This window comes from Pseudomonas sp. SJZ078, from assembly GCF_007828255.1.
Lineage (GTDB): Bacteria > Pseudomonadota > Gammaproteobacteria > Pseudomonadales > Pseudomonadaceae > Aquipseudomonas.
The window spans coordinates 18,431-35,228 of record NZ_VIUG01000046.1 but is presented as its reverse complement, the minus strand read 5'-3'; the positions used below and the strand labels follow the sequence as shown (position 1 = coordinate 35,228).

The window sequence follows — 16,798 nt, the reverse complement described above, 5'->3', positions numbered from 1 at the left end:
ATCTCCCACGGTCTGTACTGCGGCTAACAGTCAGAATCGAGCCTTGTCCCTCTTCCTCCCTTCAAGTCCTACCATACAAGCGAGCCTGCTCGCGAAAGCGGTGGGTCGGTTTGCAATGATGCTGAGTGGTGCATTCACCTGTGCCTCAACCACTGTAGAAAGCGGTTTCTCTTGGGCTCCACGGTTTTCTGCATGACCACGGTCTCGCGGATTTCCTCGCGCTGGCCTTGCAGGTTGCTCAAGGCCGCTTTCAACTCGCCGAGGTGTACCAGTTCCCGGCACAGGGCGTTTTTTTCTATGCGGAACAGCCGGCCGCTGGTGATGCCACGGAATTCGCCTCGCGACGGATTGGCGGCCAGAATCCCCTCCTCACCGAGGATTTCCCCTGGTCCCATGCGTCCGGCCTCGACCATTTTCTCGCCGTCATGGATCGAGACGGAAACCACTCCGCTACTGATAACCATCAGGCAATCGGCAACCTCACCGAATGCCAGGATCACCTCATCGGCCTGATAGTCCACCGGAGCCATGTCGTCGGCCAGACGGGCGCGCTCATCGTTATCCAGCGCGCGGAAAATACGCACGTCCTCCAACAACTGGCGCTGGCGGCTCCAGGGCTCAGCGCCCAGCCCACTGCCCCAGATGACACCGGAGGCTTCGAGGTGGCGATGGGCAAGGTCGAACATCAGGTTGCAGACTTCCGTCTTGTGCCTGGCCGAGGCGATGAAGCCCTTGAGCTCATATTCGGTGTATTCCAGATGGGAAGCCTTGACCGAGGCCTTGGCGGAGAACGCCGGCAGTAACGCCCGGGTGCCATGCAAGGCTTTTTCCAGGGCATCGATGACGCGACGCGGGCGCACATGGCTGGGCACTGCGATGCAGACGCTGACGCCGTGCGCGTCCCCTGGCCGGCTGAAATTGAGCAGGCGCGCCTTGGCCGCCAGAGAGTTGGGCACCACGGCCATGCCGCCCGTATCGGTCATCAGGTGAGTCGAGCGCCAATCGATCTCCACCACCCGGCCCTTGATGCCGTCGATGGAGATCCAGTCATCGATCTGATAAGGCTTGGTGGTGTTGAGCACGATGCCGGAAAACATGTCGCTGAGGGTGCTCTGCAACGCCAGACCCACGACGATCGCCATGGCTCCGGAGGTCGCCAGCAACCCTTTGACCGGTAACTGCAAGACATACGCCGCGGCGCCGATAATGCCGATCAGGAAAATGACCGCGCCCATCAGGTCCTGGAGCAAACGCGCGCTGTGGCCAACCCGGGACAACAGGCCGTTGCCCAGCAGCACCGTCAGCGTCCTGGCCGCGAACAGCCACCAGCCGATGCCCAGCACGGTGCCCATCAGGTTCAGAATCGCATCGTCGGACCATAGCGGAGGTTGCAACGGGCTGATGCCGCCGGCGGTCATGACCCAGCAGAACATCACGAAAACGCCGACACGTGCGCACATCCGCAGATGACGTCGCGAAGCACCGATGAACTGCCACAGCGCCAGGTCGATCAAAATAAGAATGACGCCACAGACCAGCGGATGATGTTGCGCAAACGTGATCATGACGGACCTCCCCGGCGCGTAACCGGATGCACTGTCATGCACTGTAAAGGACGGGCCTACGATGGACATTTCTACATCGGTGCTAGCGGTTCATACCTGGGTATGAGCGCTCGGGCACTCAAACATGTCCCAAGTGCGCGTTTTCCGGGCAAACAGTCATTTACGCACCTGGCCCACGCCACTCCAGCTGTCTAAAGTGGGCTTTTTTTCCCTTGCGGTGTTTTCATGAATCTCTGGTTCCGACTGTTGCTGATGCTGTTTCGTCGTCCCTGGCGCAAGCCGACGGCCCCCCTGGACACTACCGTGGTGCGCATGCGCGTATGGCCGCTGGACCTGGACCTCAACCGCCATGTCACCAACGGCCGCTACTTCACCCTGGCCGACGTTGGCCGCATGGATTACGTGCTGCGCAGCGGCGCCTACAAAGTGGCGCTGCGCAATCGGGCGGTGCCCATCGTGGGAGATGTCTGGGGCAAGTTCCGGCGGGAATTGAAACTGTTCGAAGCGTTCGAGGTGCATACCCGGCTGCTCGGCTGGGATGATAAATGGACCGTCATGGAGCACCGTTTCATGAGCCGCGGGCGTGTGGTCGGGGTGGTGATCATGCGTGGTCTGTTCCGCTCGGCCAAAGGCACGGTGGCACCGGGTGAGTTTGTCCGCGAACTGGGCTTGGCCCAACAGTCGCCGGCCATGCCGCAATGGCTGACGGCCTGGGCGCAAAGCTGCGATGACTTGAGCCTTGGGCTTCGACTGGAAGAAGGTGTACGCATCGACGCACGTTAGCCAGCCCCCCTCGCCACAGGTGTTCACCCTTCCCCTCGGCCAGGGGCATGCCCCTGGCCGATCCCCGCCTATACTCTTCTGCCAATCCCCCCTGGGGCCTGCACTTCCAACAATAAAAAGCAGAGGTGGAACATGGTCTGGCAACAAGTCTACGATCCCTTCGGTAATGCGGTGCTGTCGACGCTCCTGGCGGCGGTCCCGGTGGTGGTGATGCTGGCGTCCCTGGCGTTCTTTCATATCAAGGCCCACTTGGCGGCATTGCTGGCCCTGGCGTCGGCGCTGCTGATTGCGATTTTCGCTTTCGGCATGCCGGCCGGCATGGCCGGTTCGGCGGCGCTCTATGGCGCGGCCAATGGGTTGCTGCCCATTGGCTGGATTGTCCTCAACATTATCTTCCTGCACCGGCTGACCACCGAAAACGGTTCGTTCAAGGTCTTGCAGGACTCCCTGGCGCGCATCACCGACGACCGGCGCCTGCAACTGCTGCTGATCGCCTTCTGTTTCGGGGCGTTTTTCGAGGGGGCGGCGGGCTTCGGTACACCGGTGGCGGTGACCGGGGCGATCCTGATCGGGCTGGGTTTCTCACCCCTGGCCGCCTCGGGCCTGGCGCTGATCGCCAACACCGCGCCGGTGGCGTTCGGCGCCTTGGGCACTCCCGTCATCACCCTGGCCAAGGTCACCGGGCTGGATGAAATGGAGCTGTCGATGATGGTGGGCCGGCAGTTGCCGTTCTTTTCGGTGATTGTGCCGTTCTGGCTGATCTGGGCCTTCGCCGGCTGGCGCAAGATGTTGGAGGTCTGGCCGGCGATCCTGGTGGCCGGCGTCAGCTTCGCCATCCCGCAGTTCGTGGTCTCCAACTACCATGGGCCGATGCTGGTGGATGTGGTCGCCGCGCTGATTTCCATGGCCTGCCTTACCGGGTTCCTCAAGGTCTGGAAACCGGCCACGGTACATACTTCCGCAGCGTTGTCGGGGCGCCACGACGATTCGAAGATCGACGCCAGTGAAGAACAGCCACCGGTGACCGGCACGGCGTTTTCCAGCGACAGCCGACCGGCGGTGCTGCGGGCCTGGATGCCGTGGATCATCCTCACGGTGTTCGTGTTCGCCTGGGGTACTCAGGGCTTCAAGAACCTGTTCGATACCCGCCCGGCGATCGACCCACAAACCCAGTCGGCCAGACTCGACCCCCAAGGCAAGCCGATGCGCGAGGCGAATCCGCTGTTCTCGCCCATGGTGACCTTCACTACCCTGCACCAGCAGATCGAAAAAGTCCCGCCCGTGGTCCCGCAGCCTAAAACCGAGGAAGCGATCTACAAGTTCAACTGGTTCACCGCCACCGGCAGCGGCATCTTCCTGGCGGCGATTCTCGGTGGGTTGCTGATGGGCTACTCGATCCCGCAACTGCTGCGCCAGTATCTGCGAACGTTGTGGGTGGTGCGTTACTCACTGATCACCATCGTGGCGATGCTCGCGCTGGGGTTCCTGACGCGCTATTCGGGCCTGGACGCCACCATGGGCCTGGCCTTCGCCGCAACGGGCATTTTCTACCCCATGTTCGGCACCCTGCTGGGCTGGCTCGGCGTGGCATTGACCGGCTCGGACACCGCTTCCAACGTGCTGTTCGGCGGCTTGCAACGGGTGACTTCAGAGCAGTTGGGCCTGAGCCCGGTATTGATGGCCGCCGCCAACAGTTCCGGCGGGGTCATGGGCAAGATGGTCGATGCCCAGTCGATCGTGGTCGCCTCCACCGCCACCCGTTGGTATGGCCATGAAGGGGAAATCCTGCGCTACGTGTTTTTCCACTCGGTGGTGCTGGCGATCCTGGTGGGCGGGCTGGTGACGCTGCAGGCGTATGTGGAGCCGTTCAGTCGCATGGTGGTTGGCGGGCATTGACCGGCACGTCTACCGATCATTCCCACGCGCTGCGTGGGAATGATCGAGCTGACTTTTACTGAACGTTCTTCAGCTTGACCACATCCCCGGACACCGACGTGGTGTAACCGGTCAGGACCCAGGCCCAGAACCAGTTTTCCTGCACTTGGGTGTTGATCATGGCGTCGCCGCCCTTGGCCTGGATCGCGGCGGTCTGCGCGCGTACGAAACGGTTGTTCTGGCGGATCGGGATTACCCCGAACAGTAGCAAGCCGGTGGCCTTCGCTTCACTGTGGCCGACAACGGTGTACTGGCTGCTGTCGTACTGCTGGGTCTTCATCGGGGTGCCGGTGCAACCCGCCAGGACCAGGCCGAACAGTGCGGTGGCGACAACTTTACTGAAACTTTTCATGACTACTCCATGGGGAAACGCCCGGGATCCATCTCTCGGGCGGCGCGTACTCTACCCGATCAACATCAAATTGACATTATCTACGCGCGACACCCAGCCCCACCCTGAACCCTCCAGTTAGAGCCATTCGTCAGTTGCTCCTGCTATCCCCTCCAGCGAATCAGCACCGCGTCGATAACCAGACGATTGCGCCACGGAAGGCAAATCCTGCCCTTGCCGGCTGACATTGATCTGCACCGGCTGTACCGTTGGAGCGCTTGACCATGATTGACCTGACTGTCTGGAACATCACCCTGCCGATACAAACCCCGGCCCTGACCATTGCGACCAAAGCGGTTCCGACCCTGCGCAACCAGTACTTCACCAACACCGGTGACAAGATTGTGTTCTGGGCCCCGGTGACCGGCTCCCACACGGGTAAAAGCGAGTTCCCGCGTTCCGAACTGCGGGAGACCTCAAAGGACGGCAAGCTGCGCAACTGGCGATACAACAGCGGGATCAACACCCTCAAAGGCACCCTGGCCGTGAATCAGGTGCCCTCGGCCGGTCGCGTGGTCGTCGCGCAGATCCACGCCAAGGACGCCCCTGCCCCCCTGCTCAAGCTCGTCTACCGCTTCACCAAGGGGGTCGGCAACCTGGATGTCGAATACCGGGTCAAGCCCAAGGATGCAAAAAGCCCGGTGATGTTCACCGTGCCGAACGTTGCCTTGAACAAAGTCTTCACCTATTCCTTGCAGATGGACAAACAGGGCAAGGTCTCCGTGCTGATCAACAACCTGGGCAAACAGGTGAAGCTGGACCCGTCCTGGTATGGCTACAACTTCTATTTCAAGGCGGGCGTCTACACCCTGGACAACGTCGGCTATGCCAGCGAAGGTGGAAAAGTGACCTACACCAAACTGGACGTCAGTCATCTATGACCGACGCCCAGCCCGGCGCCAAAGTTTCAGGCCTTTGAGGGGACGGCTGCCGCTTGCCGGCCACTGAAGGCAAACAGGAAGCAGACAAACACCAGCAGCGCAAACCCGGCCGGGAACAGCCAGATGCTGGTCCAGTCATGAGCGCCCGCCTCGGCAAAATGATCGGTGACCTGCCCCGCCACCCGAAAGCCGATCAACATGCCCAGGCCATAAGTCGCCAGGGTAATCAACCCTTGGGCTGAACTGCGCAGATGCTCCGGCGCCTTGGCGTCGGTGTAGATCTGTCCCGAAACAAAAAAGAAGTCATAGCAGATGCCATGCAGGGCAATGCCGGTGAACAGCATGAACGCCAGGTCAGCGTTGTTGCCGTAGGCGAACAGCAGGTAGCGCAACGCCCATGCCAGCATCCCCACCAACAACGCCAACTTGATCCCGAAGCGCTGGATGAACAGCGGCAACAGCAGCATGAACAGCACCTCGGACACCTGCCCGATGGCCATCTTCGCCGTGGGGTTGGCCATGCCGGTTTCGGCCAGGAACGGGTTGGCGTTCTGGTAATAGAACGCCAGCGGAATGCAGATCAGGATCGAGGCGATGAAGAACACCAGGTAACTGCGGTCCTTGAGCAGCCCCAGGGCATCCAGGCCCAACAGTTGCCTGATTCCGCCGCCGGCTTCGGCCTTGAGCGGCGCAGTGGCCGGCAGCGTGAGGCTGTAGATGCCCAAGGCCAGCGAAGCGATCGCCGCCATCAGGAAGGTATTGCGTAAACCGCCCGCCGCAATGGCTTCCCGTGAATCCCAGGCGAACACGAAACTGATGACCACCCCCGCGACGATCCAGCCGATAGTGCCCCACACCCGCACACGGGAGAATTCCAGCGCCGGATCGCGCATCTGCCGGAACGCCACGGAATTGACCAGGGCCAGGGTCGGCATGTAGACCACCATGTACGCCAGCACGTAGGGATAGAAACCGCTGAAGTCCCGCGCCGAATACAGCTGATACAGCAGCACCGCGCCCAGCAGGTGCAGCACTGCCAGAATACGTTCGGCATTGAAATAGCGGTCGGCGACCAGACCGATCACGAACGGCGCGATGATCGCACCCCAGGACTGGGTGGAAAACGCCATGCCGACCTGTCCACCGCTGGAGCCCAGGGTGCTGGAAAGAAAGGTCCCGAGGGTGACGAACCAGCCACCCCAGATAAAGAACTGCAGGAACATCATCACGCTCAAGCGTGCGTTCATCGTGGTCATGACAGTCACCGTCTGTTTGTTGTTCTTGTATGCCAGCCCGTTGGTAAAAAGCTTTTTTGTTGAGAGGAGCTTTTGTGGCGAGGGATTTCATTCAGCTTTGCCGTCGTTTACCCGGACAGCCCCAACAGCCGCCGATTGGACGCCTCATCCGCCCTCACCCCGGCAAAATCATCGAACGCCTTGCGACTCTTGTTGATCATGTGCCGTTCAATGAACGCCGCCCCTTCGGCGGCGCCCTGTTGCGAATCCTTCAGGCAGCACTCCCACTCCAGCACCGCCCAGCCGCTGAAGTCGTACTGGGTCAATTTGCTGAAGATCGATTTGAAATCGATCTGCCCATCGCCCAGGGAACGGAACCGGCCGGGGCGATCCACCCAACCCTGATAGCCGCCGTACACCCCGGACCGGGCATCAGGACGGAACTCGGCATCCTTGACGTGGAACATGCGGATGCGCGCGTGGTAGCGGTCGATGAAACCCAGGTAGTCCATCTGTTGCAGCAACAGATGGCTGGGGTCGTAGAGGATGGCCGCCCGTGGGTGATGATCGACGGCTTCCAGGAAGCGCTCGAACGAGGCGCCGTCGTGGAGGTCCTCGCCGGGATGAATTTCGTAGCACAGGTCCACGCCGGCCGCCTCGAAGCCATCGAGAATCGGCAACCAGCGTCGGGCCAGCTCGGCGAACCCTTGCTCGACAAGCCCGCTCGGGCGTTGTGGCCATGGGTACATGTACGGCCACAACAGCGCGCCGGAAAAGGTCGCATGGGCCTTGAGCCCCAGGCGTTGGCTGGCCCGGGCCGCCAGCTTGAGCTGGTCGATGGCCCACTCGGTCCGGGCCTGGGGTTGGCCGCGCAGATGGACCGGGGCGAAGTCGTCGAACAGCGCGTCGAACGCCGGGTGTACCGCCACCAGTTGGCCTTGCAGGTGCGTCGACAGTTCGCTGATCTCGACCCCGGCCGCTGCACAGGTGGCCTTGAGTTCATCGCAATAGGCCTGGTCGTCGGCGGCCCGGGCCAGGTCGATGTAACGCGTGCCCAGGGTCGGCAGTTGGATGGCTTTGTACCCTTGTGAGGCGGCCCACCGGGCGATGTTCGCCAAAGTGTCGAACGGCGCCTCGTCGGACATGAACTGGGCCAGGAAAATAGCCGGCCCGCGCAGGCCGCCCGGTGTTTGATCGGCGGTATTCACAGCAGCGATTCTCCGGTCTGCAGCGCGGTCCACTTCGCCTCGCCACGATGATTGATGAGGGCGGCCTCGATAAACGCCATGCCGCGCAAGCCGGTTTCGATGCCGGGTACGCCAGGTGCATCGGGACCCTCGATCCGTTCGCGAATGGCCCGGGCGAAATCGCCGTAGAGGTTCGCCATGGCTTCCAGGTAGCCCTCGGGGTGCCCCGCCGGCAGACGCATGCGGCGCGTGGCGGCCTCGCACAACCAGCGCTGGCCGACGCCGCAACGCAGGATGCTCAGGGGTTGGTCGAGGGCACGATGAATCAGGCTCGACGGTTCCTCCTGGCGCCATTCCAGGGCGCCTTTGTCACCATAGACGCGGATCTTCAGCGGATTCTCTTCACCGGCGCAGACCTGGCTGGCGATCAACACGCCACTGGCGCCACCACTCATGCGCAGCAACATCGCGGCGTCATCGTCCAGTTGCCGACCGGGAATGTGAACGCCCAAGGCCGCACAGAGTTGTTCGACGTGCTGCCCGGCCACGAACTCCGCCAGGGAAAACGCGTGGGTGCCGATGTCGCCGATGCAGCCGCCCAGGCCGGACTGCTGGGGGTCATCGCGCCACCCGGCCTGTTTGTTGCCCTGCCCGGCGACGTCCTGGCTGAGCCAGCCCTGGGGGTACTCGACCAGCACTTTGCGCACGGTGCCGATCACGCCGGTGCGCACCATCTCCCGCGCCTGCCAGACCATGGGATACCCCAGGTATGTGTGGGCCAGACCGTACAGGCGGTCGCTGCCTTGCAGCACGTCCTTGAGCGCGAGCAGCTCACGCAGATTCAACGCCGCGGGCTTTTCGCTGAACACATGGAAGCCCGCCTTCAACGCCTGGCTGGCAATCGGAGCGTGCAGGTGATTGGGGGTGACGATAACCAGCAGCTCCATGCGCCGGTCCGCGGGCAATGCCGCTTCGGCGTCCAACAGTTGCTGCCAGTCGCTGTAGCAGCGGGAAGCGGCGAGCCCCAGGGCCGCGCCGGTTTGTCGATTGTTGCGGGCATCGCGGCTGAACGCCCCACACACCAGCTCGAAACCGCCATCCAGGCCCGCGGCCTGGCGATGGGCCTGACCGATGAAAGCGCCCTCTCCGCCGCCCACAAAACCCAATCTTATTTTCGGTGCTACAGGACTCATCGCGATTCTCTCAAGCCGGGGCTGACGACAATGTAACCGGTTACATCACAGCGGAATCTAGGCGCAGTTCTGCGACATGTCAAACCCCAGGTCTTCAAGCAGGGACGTTTGTGAGGCGCCCAACCTGCGGTAAGCTCCCCTTCGCGCCGCTATGTTCCGGCGCTCGATCGAGGTGCTCTTGTCCAATATCCGTGAAGTGGCCCGGCTGGCCGGCGTGTCGGTGGCTACGGTGTCCAGAACGCTCAAATCGCCCGAACGGGTGCTGCCCGAGACGCGGGACAAGGTCAACGCGGCGGTGGAACAGGCCGGCTATCGGCCGAACCTGATGGCCGTGCAGTTCCGCTCCCGGCGCACCGGCAACCTGGTGATCCTGGTGCCGGCCATTGCCAATACATTCTTTGCCCGGGTCATCAGCGGTGCCCAGCAGTCCGCCCAGGCGGCGGGTTATCGGCTGCTGTTGTGCGACACCCGGGGCCAGGCAGAAGTCGAGCGGGAATTCGCCGCGCTGGTCTATGCGCACCAGGCCGACGGCGTGATCCAGTTGCGCGCGAGCAATCCTTTCGCGTCACTTCCCCCAGGCGCCGAAGCCCTGCCGCTGGTCAATGCCTGCGAAGTGGTCAAGGGTGCCGACTATCCCACCATCAGCCTCGACAACCGCGCCGCGGCTCAGGCCATGACCGAATACCTGATCGGCCTCGGTCACCGCCGCATCGGCATCATCAAGGGCCCCCGCAGCAGCCCCCTGACCCTGGACCGCGTGGCCGGTTACGAGGACGCCTTGCGTCAGGCCGGCCTGACCATCGACCCAGGCTTGATCTGCCACGGCGACTTCACCCTGAATGCCGGGTACGACGGGGCCGGTGCGATGCTGGCGCTGGCCGAGCGACCCAGCGCGCTGTTCTGCGAAAACGACGAGATGGCCATCGGCGCACTCAAGCGCATCAAGGAATCGGGGTTGCGGGTGCCCGTGGACATTTCCCTGGTGGGGTTCGACGACATCCCGTTCGCGGCGTATTGCGATCCGCCGCTGACCACCATTTCCCAGCCTGCCGAGACTTTTGGCCGCAAAGCCGTGGAGATGCTGATCGCGCTGATCGAGAAAAAGCCTATCCCACAGCAGCACGTACTGCTCCCATTCGAGCTGACAGTTCGCGGCAGCAGCGTAGCTCCGGGTCCCGGCACTGCCTGACCAGGCACATCGGTTCTATCGACTCGCCATCGGCCCCGTTTCAACTACAGTGGAAGGACTCTGCATAAAGCCATAACAAGACGGAGAGTTTTCCATGCGAGTCAATAAGCGCTTCACCCTTCTGGCCGCCGCGGCAGCCTTGGTGGTCACGACCACGGTCCAGGCCGCACCGGTGTACATCAACATCCTGACGGGGGGCACCAGTGGGGTCTACTACCCGATCGGGGTGGGGCTGTCGCAGATCTATAGTACCGGCATCAAGGACGCCAAGACCTCGGTGCAAGCCACCAAGGCTTCGGTGGAAAACCTCAACCTGCTGCAGGCCGGGCGCGGAGAATTGGCCCTGGCGCTGGGCGACTCGGTGGCTGACGCCAAGAATGGCGTGGAAGATGCCGGCTTCAAGGCCCCCCTGACCAAACTGCGCGCCATTGCCGGCGCCTACCCCAATTACATCCAGATCGTTGCCAGCCAAGAGTCGGGCATCAAGACGTTGGCCGATCTCAAGGGCAAATCCATCTCCGTGGGGGCGGCGAAATCCGGCACCGAGTTGAACGCGCGGGCCATTCTCAAGGCAGCGGGACTGAACTACAGCGACATGAAGGTCCAGTATCTGCCCTTCGCCGAATCGGTGGACCTGATCAAGAACCGTCAGTTGGACGCCACGCTCCAGTCTTCGGGGCTGGGAATGGCGGCCATCCGCGACCTGGCCTCGACCATGCCGCTGAACTACGTGTCGATCCCGACAGAGGTGGTGACAAAAATCGGCAACCCGGCCTACCAAAGCGCAATGATCCCGGCCAATACCTATGACGGCCAGACCGAAGCCGTGCCCACCGTGGCCATCACCAACATCCTGGTCACCCGTGAAGACGTTTCGGACGAGGTGGCCTACCAGATGACCAAGCTGCTGTTCGAAAACCTTCCCCGTCTCGGTAGCGCCCACTCCGCAGCCAAAGACATCACCCTGGACAAAGCCGCGAAAAACTTGCCTATCCCCCTCCATCCCGGTGCCGAGCGCTACTACAAGGAAGCCGGCGCCCTGTAGGCCGATCCGGCACAGCGGCGACGATCGTCGCCGCGCTCTCCCGGTTCGCACCTTCGATGCAGGCAAGAGGACACCCTTGATGAGTGAGATTCAGCCCGGCATTCCTGCCGACCCTCGGGACTGGCCCAGGACACTGTTCTACGTGGCCCTGCTGTTTTCGGTATTCCAGATCGTCACCGCGGCGTTCGCCCCTGTCTCCAGCCAGGTACTGCGTGCCGTGCACGTGGGTTTCCTGTTGTGGGTGGTGTTTTTGAGTTATCCCGCCCATGGCATCGGTCGCCCCTGGCAACCACTGGCATGGGTGTTGTCCCTGGCCGGCCTGACCACGGCCCTGTACCAATGGATATTTGAAGCCGATTTGATCCAGCGTTCCGGTGACCTGACCGACACGGACCTCATCGTCGGTATCGTGCTGATCGTATTGGTATTCGAAGCCGCTCGGCGGGTGATGGGCATCGCGCTGCCGTTGATCTGCGGTCTGTTCCTGGCCTATGGGCTGTTCGGCGAATACCTGCCGGGTGATCTGGCCCATCGCGGCTACGGCTTCGATCAGATCGTCAATCAATTGTCCTTCGGCACCGAGGGGCTGTACGGTACGCCGACCTACGTGTCGGCCACCTACATTTTCCTGTTCATCCTGTTCGGCGCTTTCCTTGAGAAAGCCGGGATGATCAAGCTGTTCACCGACTTTGCCATGGGTCTGTTCGGCCACAAGCTCGGCGGCCCGGCCAAAGTCGCCGTCGCCTCCTCCGCCTTGATGGGAACCATCACTGGCTCCGGTATTGCCAACGTGGTGACCACCGGGCAATTCACCATCCCGCTGATGAAGCGCTTCGGCTACAAAGCCGCGTTCGCTGGCGGCGTGGAAGCCACCTCCAGCATGGGCAGCCAATTGATGCCGCCGATCATGGGTGCCGTGGCGTTCATCATGGCCGAGACCATCAATGTGCCGTTCGTTGAAGTCGCCAAGGCCGCCTTGATTCCCGCGTGCCTGTACTTCGGCTCGGTGTTCTGGATGGTTCATCTCGAAGCCAAGCGCTCCAACCTCAAAGGCTTGCCCAAGGACCAATGCCCCAGCGCACTGGACGCCGTGAAAGACAACTGGTACCTGCTGATCCCGCTCGCCGTCCTGATCTATCTGCTGTTTTCCGGGCGCACGCCGCTTTTTTCCGGCATGGTGGGGCTGGCGCTCACCGCCATCGTGATTCTCGGCTCGGCAATCATCCTGCGCGTGTCGAGCTTTGCCTTGCGCTGCGCTTTCTGGATCGCGTTGGGCATTCTGTGCGTGGGTTTTTTCCAACTGGGCATCGGTGTCATCTTTGCGGTGATCGCGGTGTTGGTCATCGTCTGCGGGTTCATCAAAGGCGCGCGGGAAACCCTGACCATTTGCCTCGATGCCCTGGTGGACGGCGCGCGACATGCGGTGCCGGTAGGGATTGCCTGTGCCCTGGTGGGCATCATCATCGGCGTGGTATCGCTGACGGGTGTGGCGTCGACCTTCGCCGGTTATATCCTGGCCATCGGCAAGGACAACCTGCTGCTGTCGCTGATCCTGACAATGCTCACCTGCCTGGTGCTCGGCATGGGCATCCCCACCATTCCCAATTACATCATCACCAGCTCGATCGCCGCGCCCGCCCTGCTGGAATTGGGCGTGCCGCTGATCGTGTCGCACATGTTCGTGTTCTATTTCGGCATCCTCGCCGACCTCACGCCGCCCGTGGCGCTGGCTTGCTTCGCGGCTGCGCCCATTGCCAGGGAGACCGGCCTGAAAATCAGCTTCTGGGCGGTACGCATCGCACTTGCCGGCTTCGTCATTCCGTTCATGGCAGTCTATAACCCGGCACTGATGCTTCAGGGTGACAACCTGTGGATGACCGCTTACATGCTGATCAAGACGATGCTCGCCGTCGGGCTCTGGGGCATGGCGTCTACCGGCCATCTGCAACAGAAGATGCCGATCTGGGAGCGCCTGCTGTGCTTTGCTGCGGGCGCCTTGCTGGTCGTCGCGTTGCCGCTGACCGATGAGATTGGCTTCGTGCTGGCCGGGCTGTTGATTTTCCAGCACCTATGGCGCTCGAGACGCATCGGACGGGCGCTGGCGTGATGGGTTTATGCCTGGGTCTGGCCGGTGTGGTCTGGGCCCAGCTTCCCCCGCGGGATTTCACGCTGGCGTGGAATCACACCATCGAGAAAATCCGCTGGGAGGAAGACTACCGGGTTACCGCGCAGGGGTTGGTTCTGGGGGAAGCCAGGGTCAAAGGCAACGGCGCCGGCATGGAGGTCCCCGACGGCGCCTGGCTGAAAAACGGCAGCTGGCATTACCTGCGCCAACTACCGCCGCTGCAACCGCTGAGACTGGGCCGTACACCCCAGGCTGGCGATTACCAGCTATGTTTGAATGGACATTGCAAACCCATGAGCCATTGGCTGGGGCCACCTGCAGCAGATCAGCCATTCGTGGAATTGTGGAGTTGCGGCTCGTCCTGAACCGAGCCACTGCGGCGAGGCTTTTCATCCCTCGCCACCGCGACCGGCGTGATGGTTGTTGTCCAAGCCGTTCAATCAACTGAATGTGGCGCCCCGGGTATTCACGAACAACGAATACAACGAATGACTGCCGGCCATGAACAAGCGATTACCCTCCCGCCCGCCGAAGCAGACATTAGGACAGCGTTCCGGCAGGGAAATGTGACCGATGGCTTTGCCTTCCGGGTTGAATACCCGTACGCCATCGAGCTTCTCCAGGTCAGCCTTGGGGTCGCCGTTACCGCCCCAACCGCACCAGAGGTTGCCGCTTTCGTCGCACTTGATGCCATCGATGGCGGCGTAGTCCAGGCCTTCGATGTGCTTGCGCCGCTCGCCCAGGGTACCGTCGTCCTTGACCGCGATTGCCCAGATCAGACGGTTCGGCTTGGCCCTGCCCTCTACCACATAGAGAGTTTTCTCGTCCGGGGAGAAACACAGGCCGTTCGGCCCCGCCAGGTCATCGATCACCCGGCTGACCTTGCCGGTTTCGCCGTCGATGCGGTACACCGCGTGTGGCTGGGACGGGGTGACCTTGTGGCCTTCGTAGTTGTTGCCGGTCTGGAATGGCGGGTCGGTGAACCAGACCGAACCGTCGCGCTTGCACACGATATCGTTGGGCGAATTGAAAGGCTTGCCTTCGAAACTGTCCGCCAGCACCGTGATGGTGCCGTTGTGTTCGGTACGGGTGACGCGCCGTCCCTCGTTCGAGGTGGTGGAGCCTTCGCACACCAGCAATCGCCCTTGGCGATCACGGCACATGCCGTTGGAGAAATTGGCGTTCTCGCGGTACACCGACAGACCGCCGGTAATCTCATCCCAACGCACAATGCGGTTGTTGGGAATATCACTGACCAGCAGGTAGCGGCCGTCACCGATCCACACCGGCCCTTCGGCCCAACGCAGGCCCGTGGCGAGTTTTTCCACGCTGGCGTTGAAGAGGCGCAGGTCCATGAAGCTGGGATCGAGAATGTTGATCAATGGGTCGGGGTAGCGCTGGCTCAAGGGCTCCGCCTGGCTGAGCCCGGGCAGGTTCCCAAGGGTGGCGGCAGCGGCCGAGACCACCAGGGATTTTTTCAGGAATACCCGGCGGCCTTGGTCGGCAGGGCTTGTCTGCTGTGAAGTTTCCATCGTGCGTCGCTCCGTTAATTATTATTGGACGGGGCGACAGTTTTACTACGTGATAAGACATCGTACAAGAATACTGTCTTTACCCACGATTAAATAGTATGAACACCTGAGCGCTTAAAACCGCCAGATTCTAGATTATTTTGGACACTACGATTTCTTCGCGACTTGTCCCACCGGACAGGATGCGGTACAAATCCCAGATGTTGTACGACAACAATAATCCAATCATCGCTCCGAAGCTCCTCGCTTCGGCGGCCGTTCTCTTGAGAAATCCTGCCATGCCCCGCGCCCTCGCCGCTTCGGACACTCCCGCTCCGTTTCCACGCCATATCGCCGTGCTCGTCCTGCTGTGCATGGGGTGCGCCTTCGCCGGCAACCATGTGGCGGCGCGGGTGGCATTCGATGATGGCGCCGGCGTGTTACTGGCGATCCTGATGCGCTCGGGAGGGACGCTGCTGGTCCTGGCCCTGATGGTGTTGTGGCAGCGCCAGGGCCTGCGTCTTCCACCCGGCGCCTGGCGTTGGCAGTTGTTGCTTGGACTGTTGATCGGCACGCAAAGCCTGTGTCTGTACTCGGCCGTGGCGAGGGTCCCGGTGGCGCTGGCGTTGCTGGTGGGCAATGTGTTCCCGATTCTGCTCGCGCTGTTGACCTGGGCATTGGGCGGCCCCCGTCCCACCACACGCACCGCCGCGCTGATGGGGATGATTCTGGTGGGCCTGGTGTTCGTGCTGGAGGTGCCGGCGCGGTTATCGTCCGGGCAGGACGTCGGCCCGCAATGGTTGCTGGGCGTCGGCCTGGCTTTCTGCGCGGCCTGTGCGTTCGCTTGCGCGTTGTGGATCACCGATCACAAGCTGTCCCAGGTACGCGGCTCGGTGCGCAGCCTGCTGACGATTTTCATTGTGTTCAGCAGCGTCAATCTCGCCGGCCTGAGCGGCGTCCTCCCTGGCGGCTTCAACCTGCCGGCCACCAGCACCGGCTGGCTGGCCCTGGCCACCCTGGTGACGCTCTATGGCACCGGATTTATCGTGTTGTTCATTTCCGTGCCGCGCCTGGACATGCCGCGCAATGCCCCGGTGATGAACGTCGAACCGTTGGCGACCCTGCTGATTGGCTGGTTGGTGCTGGACCAGATGCTCAGGCCCGGCCAGGTACTCGGCGGCGCCATAGTGGTGGCCGGGATTGTGCTGTTGACCTATCGCAAGGTCGAACGGGTCAAGGTGACCGAGGCCGGGGCGGTTGTGCAGGACTGAACCATCAGTCTCTCTATTCTTGTGGCGAGGGGGGGGTTGTGTGCCGCTGCTGAAACTTGTTTTCCAAGCCGCAGTCCTACCCCAGCCGTGAACACCTCGCCGTCCTGTGCGAAGCGCTTTGCGGCTGATCGGCGACAAGCCTGGCGCCCGCGCCACTCTCCCTCTTGAGCCGTCCGCCCCATGCGCCACCTCGTTCGCTCTTGCCGTTTCGTTTCGCTTTGCCTGCTCCCCTTGCTGCCTCGCCAGCCCTGTCCACGCCCGGGGCGAGAGACAACTGGTGGACGCCATCAACGACTACCGCAGCCAGTCCCGCCGCTGCGAATGGCGCACGGTTCGGGCCTCCCCGCCCTTGGTACTGCGCTCGCGCCTGGCGTTGCCGATCGGCTTTCGTGACGGTTTGCGGGGGGAAAGGCTTGCTCGCGATGAAGGCGCCTCGGTTTTAGCACGAACCGAATTGGGCTTCATCGCGGGCAAGCCTTGCTCCCGC

Annotated in this window: 14 protein-coding genes and 1 pseudogene; 9 read left to right on the top strand and 6 right to left on the bottom strand. The window is 62.1% G+C overall.

Annotated features, from left to right (window positions below):
* Nucleotides 1-134 precede the first annotated feature (134 nt).
* The gene (locus tag FBY02_RS26255; protein ID WP_144931195.1) at nucleotides 135-1,565 is read right to left on the bottom strand and encodes a mechanosensitive ion channel family protein; all 1,431 of its coding nucleotides are present in this window, start codon (nucleotides 1,563-1,565) and stop codon (nucleotides 135-137) included.
* Nucleotides 1,566-1,790: 225 nt separating this feature from the next.
* On the opposite strand from FBY02_RS26255, the gene FBY02_RS26250 reads away from it, so the two are divergent.
* Both FBY02_RS26250 and FBY02_RS26245 read left to right on the top strand, forming a co-directional pair.
* Nucleotides 1,791-2,348: a thioesterase family protein gene (locus tag FBY02_RS26250; RefSeq protein WP_144931193.1), complete on the top strand. Its 558-nt coding sequence runs from the start codon at nucleotides 1,791-1,793 to the stop codon at nucleotides 2,346-2,348.
* 132 nt (nucleotides 2,349-2,480) lie between these two features.
* Nucleotides 2,481-4,244, top strand: a complete 1,764-nt coding sequence (locus FBY02_RS26245; protein WP_144931191.1) for an L-lactate permease — start codon at nucleotides 2,481-2,483, stop codon at nucleotides 4,242-4,244.
* 55 nt (nucleotides 4,245-4,299) lie between these two features.
* On the opposite strand, the gene FBY02_RS26240 is transcribed toward FBY02_RS26245, so the two are convergent.
* On the bottom strand, nucleotides 4,300-4,635 hold the full coding sequence (locus FBY02_RS26240) for a lipoprotein (RefSeq protein WP_047700746.1): 336 nt from the start codon (nucleotides 4,633-4,635) through the stop codon (nucleotides 4,300-4,302).
* Between the two features lie 263 nt (nucleotides 4,636-4,898).
* On the opposite strand from FBY02_RS26240, the gene FBY02_RS26235 reads away from it, so the two are divergent.
* Nucleotides 4,899-5,555: a polysaccharide lyase family 7 protein gene (locus FBY02_RS26235; RefSeq protein ID WP_047700745.1), complete on the top strand. Its 657-nt coding sequence runs from the start codon at nucleotides 4,899-4,901 to the stop codon at nucleotides 5,553-5,555.
* Nucleotides 5,556-5,581: 26 nt separating this feature from the next.
* On the opposite strand, the gene FBY02_RS26230 is transcribed toward FBY02_RS26235, so the two are convergent.
* From FBY02_RS26230 to FBY02_RS26220, 3 genes are all read right to left on the bottom strand, one after another.
* Nucleotides 5,582-6,811 (bottom strand): nucleoside permease, encoded by a 1,230-nt coding sequence (locus tag FBY02_RS26230; RefSeq protein WP_144931189.1) that lies wholly within the window; start codon nucleotides 6,809-6,811, stop codon nucleotides 5,582-5,584.
* 107 nt (nucleotides 6,812-6,918) lie between these two features.
* Nucleotides 6,919-7,998 carry a sugar phosphate isomerase/epimerase gene (locus tag FBY02_RS26225; RefSeq protein WP_144931187.1) on the bottom strand — a complete coding sequence of 360 codons (1,080 nt, stop codon included), beginning with the start codon at nucleotides 7,996-7,998 and terminating at the stop codon, nucleotides 6,919-6,921.
* The gene (locus FBY02_RS26220) at nucleotides 7,995-9,170 is read right to left on the bottom strand and encodes a Gfo/Idh/MocA family protein (protein WP_144931185.1); all 1,176 of its coding nucleotides are present in this window, start codon (nucleotides 9,168-9,170) and stop codon (nucleotides 7,995-7,997) included. The genes FBY02_RS26225 and FBY02_RS26220 overlap by 4 nt, the downstream gene beginning before the upstream one ends.
* A 178-nt stretch (nucleotides 9,171-9,348) precedes the next feature.
* On the opposite strand from FBY02_RS26220, the gene FBY02_RS26215 reads away from it, so the two are divergent.
* From FBY02_RS26215 to FBY02_RS26200, 4 genes are all read left to right on the top strand, one after another.
* Nucleotides 9,349-10,359 (top strand): LacI family DNA-binding transcriptional regulator, encoded by a 1,011-nt coding sequence (locus FBY02_RS26215; protein WP_144931183.1) that lies wholly within the window; start codon nucleotides 9,349-9,351, stop codon nucleotides 10,357-10,359.
* A gap of 94 nt (nucleotides 10,360-10,453) precedes the next feature.
* Nucleotides 10,454-11,404 carry a TAXI family TRAP transporter solute-binding subunit gene (locus FBY02_RS26210; protein WP_144931182.1) on the top strand — a complete coding sequence of 317 codons (951 nt, stop codon included), beginning with the start codon at nucleotides 10,454-10,456 and terminating at the stop codon, nucleotides 11,402-11,404.
* A 79-nt stretch (nucleotides 11,405-11,483) separates the two neighbouring features.
* On the top strand, nucleotides 11,484-13,511 hold the full coding sequence (locus FBY02_RS26205) for a TRAP transporter permease (RefSeq protein ID WP_144931180.1): 2,028 nt from the start codon (nucleotides 11,484-11,486) through the stop codon (nucleotides 13,509-13,511).
* Entirely contained in the window at nucleotides 13,508-13,894 is a 387-nt protein-coding gene (locus FBY02_RS26200; RefSeq protein ID WP_144931178.1) for a DUF1850 domain-containing protein, read from the top strand. Before FBY02_RS26205 ends, FBY02_RS26200 begins: the two co-directional genes overlap by 4 nt.
* 75 nt (nucleotides 13,895-13,969) lie before the next feature.
* On the opposite strand, the gene FBY02_RS26195 is transcribed toward FBY02_RS26200, so the two are convergent.
* Nucleotides 13,970-15,061 carry an SMP-30/gluconolactonase/LRE family protein gene (locus FBY02_RS26195; RefSeq protein ID WP_144931176.1) on the bottom strand — a complete coding sequence of 364 codons (1,092 nt, stop codon included), beginning with the start codon at nucleotides 15,059-15,061 and terminating at the stop codon, nucleotides 13,970-13,972.
* Between the two features lie 278 nt (nucleotides 15,062-15,339).
* Between FBY02_RS26195 and FBY02_RS26190 the strand changes: the two genes are divergently transcribed.
* Both FBY02_RS26190 and FBY02_RS28505 read left to right on the top strand, forming a co-directional pair.
* On the top strand, nucleotides 15,340-16,311 hold the full coding sequence (locus tag FBY02_RS26190) for an EamA family transporter (RefSeq protein WP_144931174.1): 972 nt from the start codon (nucleotides 15,340-15,342) through the stop codon (nucleotides 16,309-16,311).
* Between the two features lie 180 nt (nucleotides 16,312-16,491).
* Nucleotides 16,492-16,714, top strand: a pseudogene (locus FBY02_RS28505) (CAP domain-containing protein); the annotation flags it as partial.
* Nucleotides 16,715-16,798 lie beyond the last annotated feature (84 nt).

What these genes read in the sequence shown, in the direction of transcription:
- FBY02_RS26190 (WP_144931174.1), top strand. Translation starts at nt 15,340, where the DNA reads ATGCCCCGCGCCCTCGCCGCTTCGGACACTCCCGCTCCGTTTCCACGC.
- FBY02_RS26250 (WP_144931193.1), top strand. Translation starts at nt 1,791, where the DNA reads ATGAATCTCTGGTTCCGACTGTTGCTGATGCTGTTTCGTCGTCCCTGG.
- FBY02_RS26205 (WP_144931180.1), top strand. Translation starts at nt 11,484, where the DNA reads ATGAGTGAGATTCAGCCCGGCATTCCTGCCGACCCTCGGGACTGGCCC.
- FBY02_RS26235 (WP_047700745.1), top strand. Translation starts at nt 4,899, where the DNA reads ATGATTGACCTGACTGTCTGGAACATCACCCTGCCGATACAAACCCCG.
- FBY02_RS26245 (WP_144931191.1), top strand. Translation starts at nt 2,481, where the DNA reads ATGGTCTGGCAACAAGTCTACGATCCCTTCGGTAATGCGGTGCTGTCG.
- FBY02_RS26195 (WP_144931176.1), bottom strand. Translation starts at nt 15,061, where the DNA reads ATGGAAACTTCACAGCAGACAAGCCCTGCCGACCAAGGCCGCCGGGTA.
- FBY02_RS26230 (WP_144931189.1), bottom strand. Translation starts at nt 6,811, where the DNA reads ATGACCACGATGAACGCACGCTTGAGCGTGATGATGTTCCTGCAGTTC.
- FBY02_RS26240 (WP_047700746.1), bottom strand. Translation starts at nt 4,635, where the DNA reads ATGAAAAGTTTCAGTAAAGTTGTCGCCACCGCACTGTTCGGCCTGGTC.
- FBY02_RS26220 (WP_144931185.1), bottom strand. Translation starts at nt 9,170, where the DNA reads ATGAGTCCTGTAGCACCGAAAATAAGATTGGGTTTTGTGGGCGGCGGA.
- FBY02_RS26210 (WP_144931182.1), top strand. Translation starts at nt 10,454, where the DNA reads ATGCGAGTCAATAAGCGCTTCACCCTTCTGGCCGCCGCGGCAGCCTTG.
- FBY02_RS26255 (WP_144931195.1), bottom strand. Translation starts at nt 1,565, where the DNA reads ATGATCACGTTTGCGCAACATCATCCGCTGGTCTGTGGCGTCATTCTT.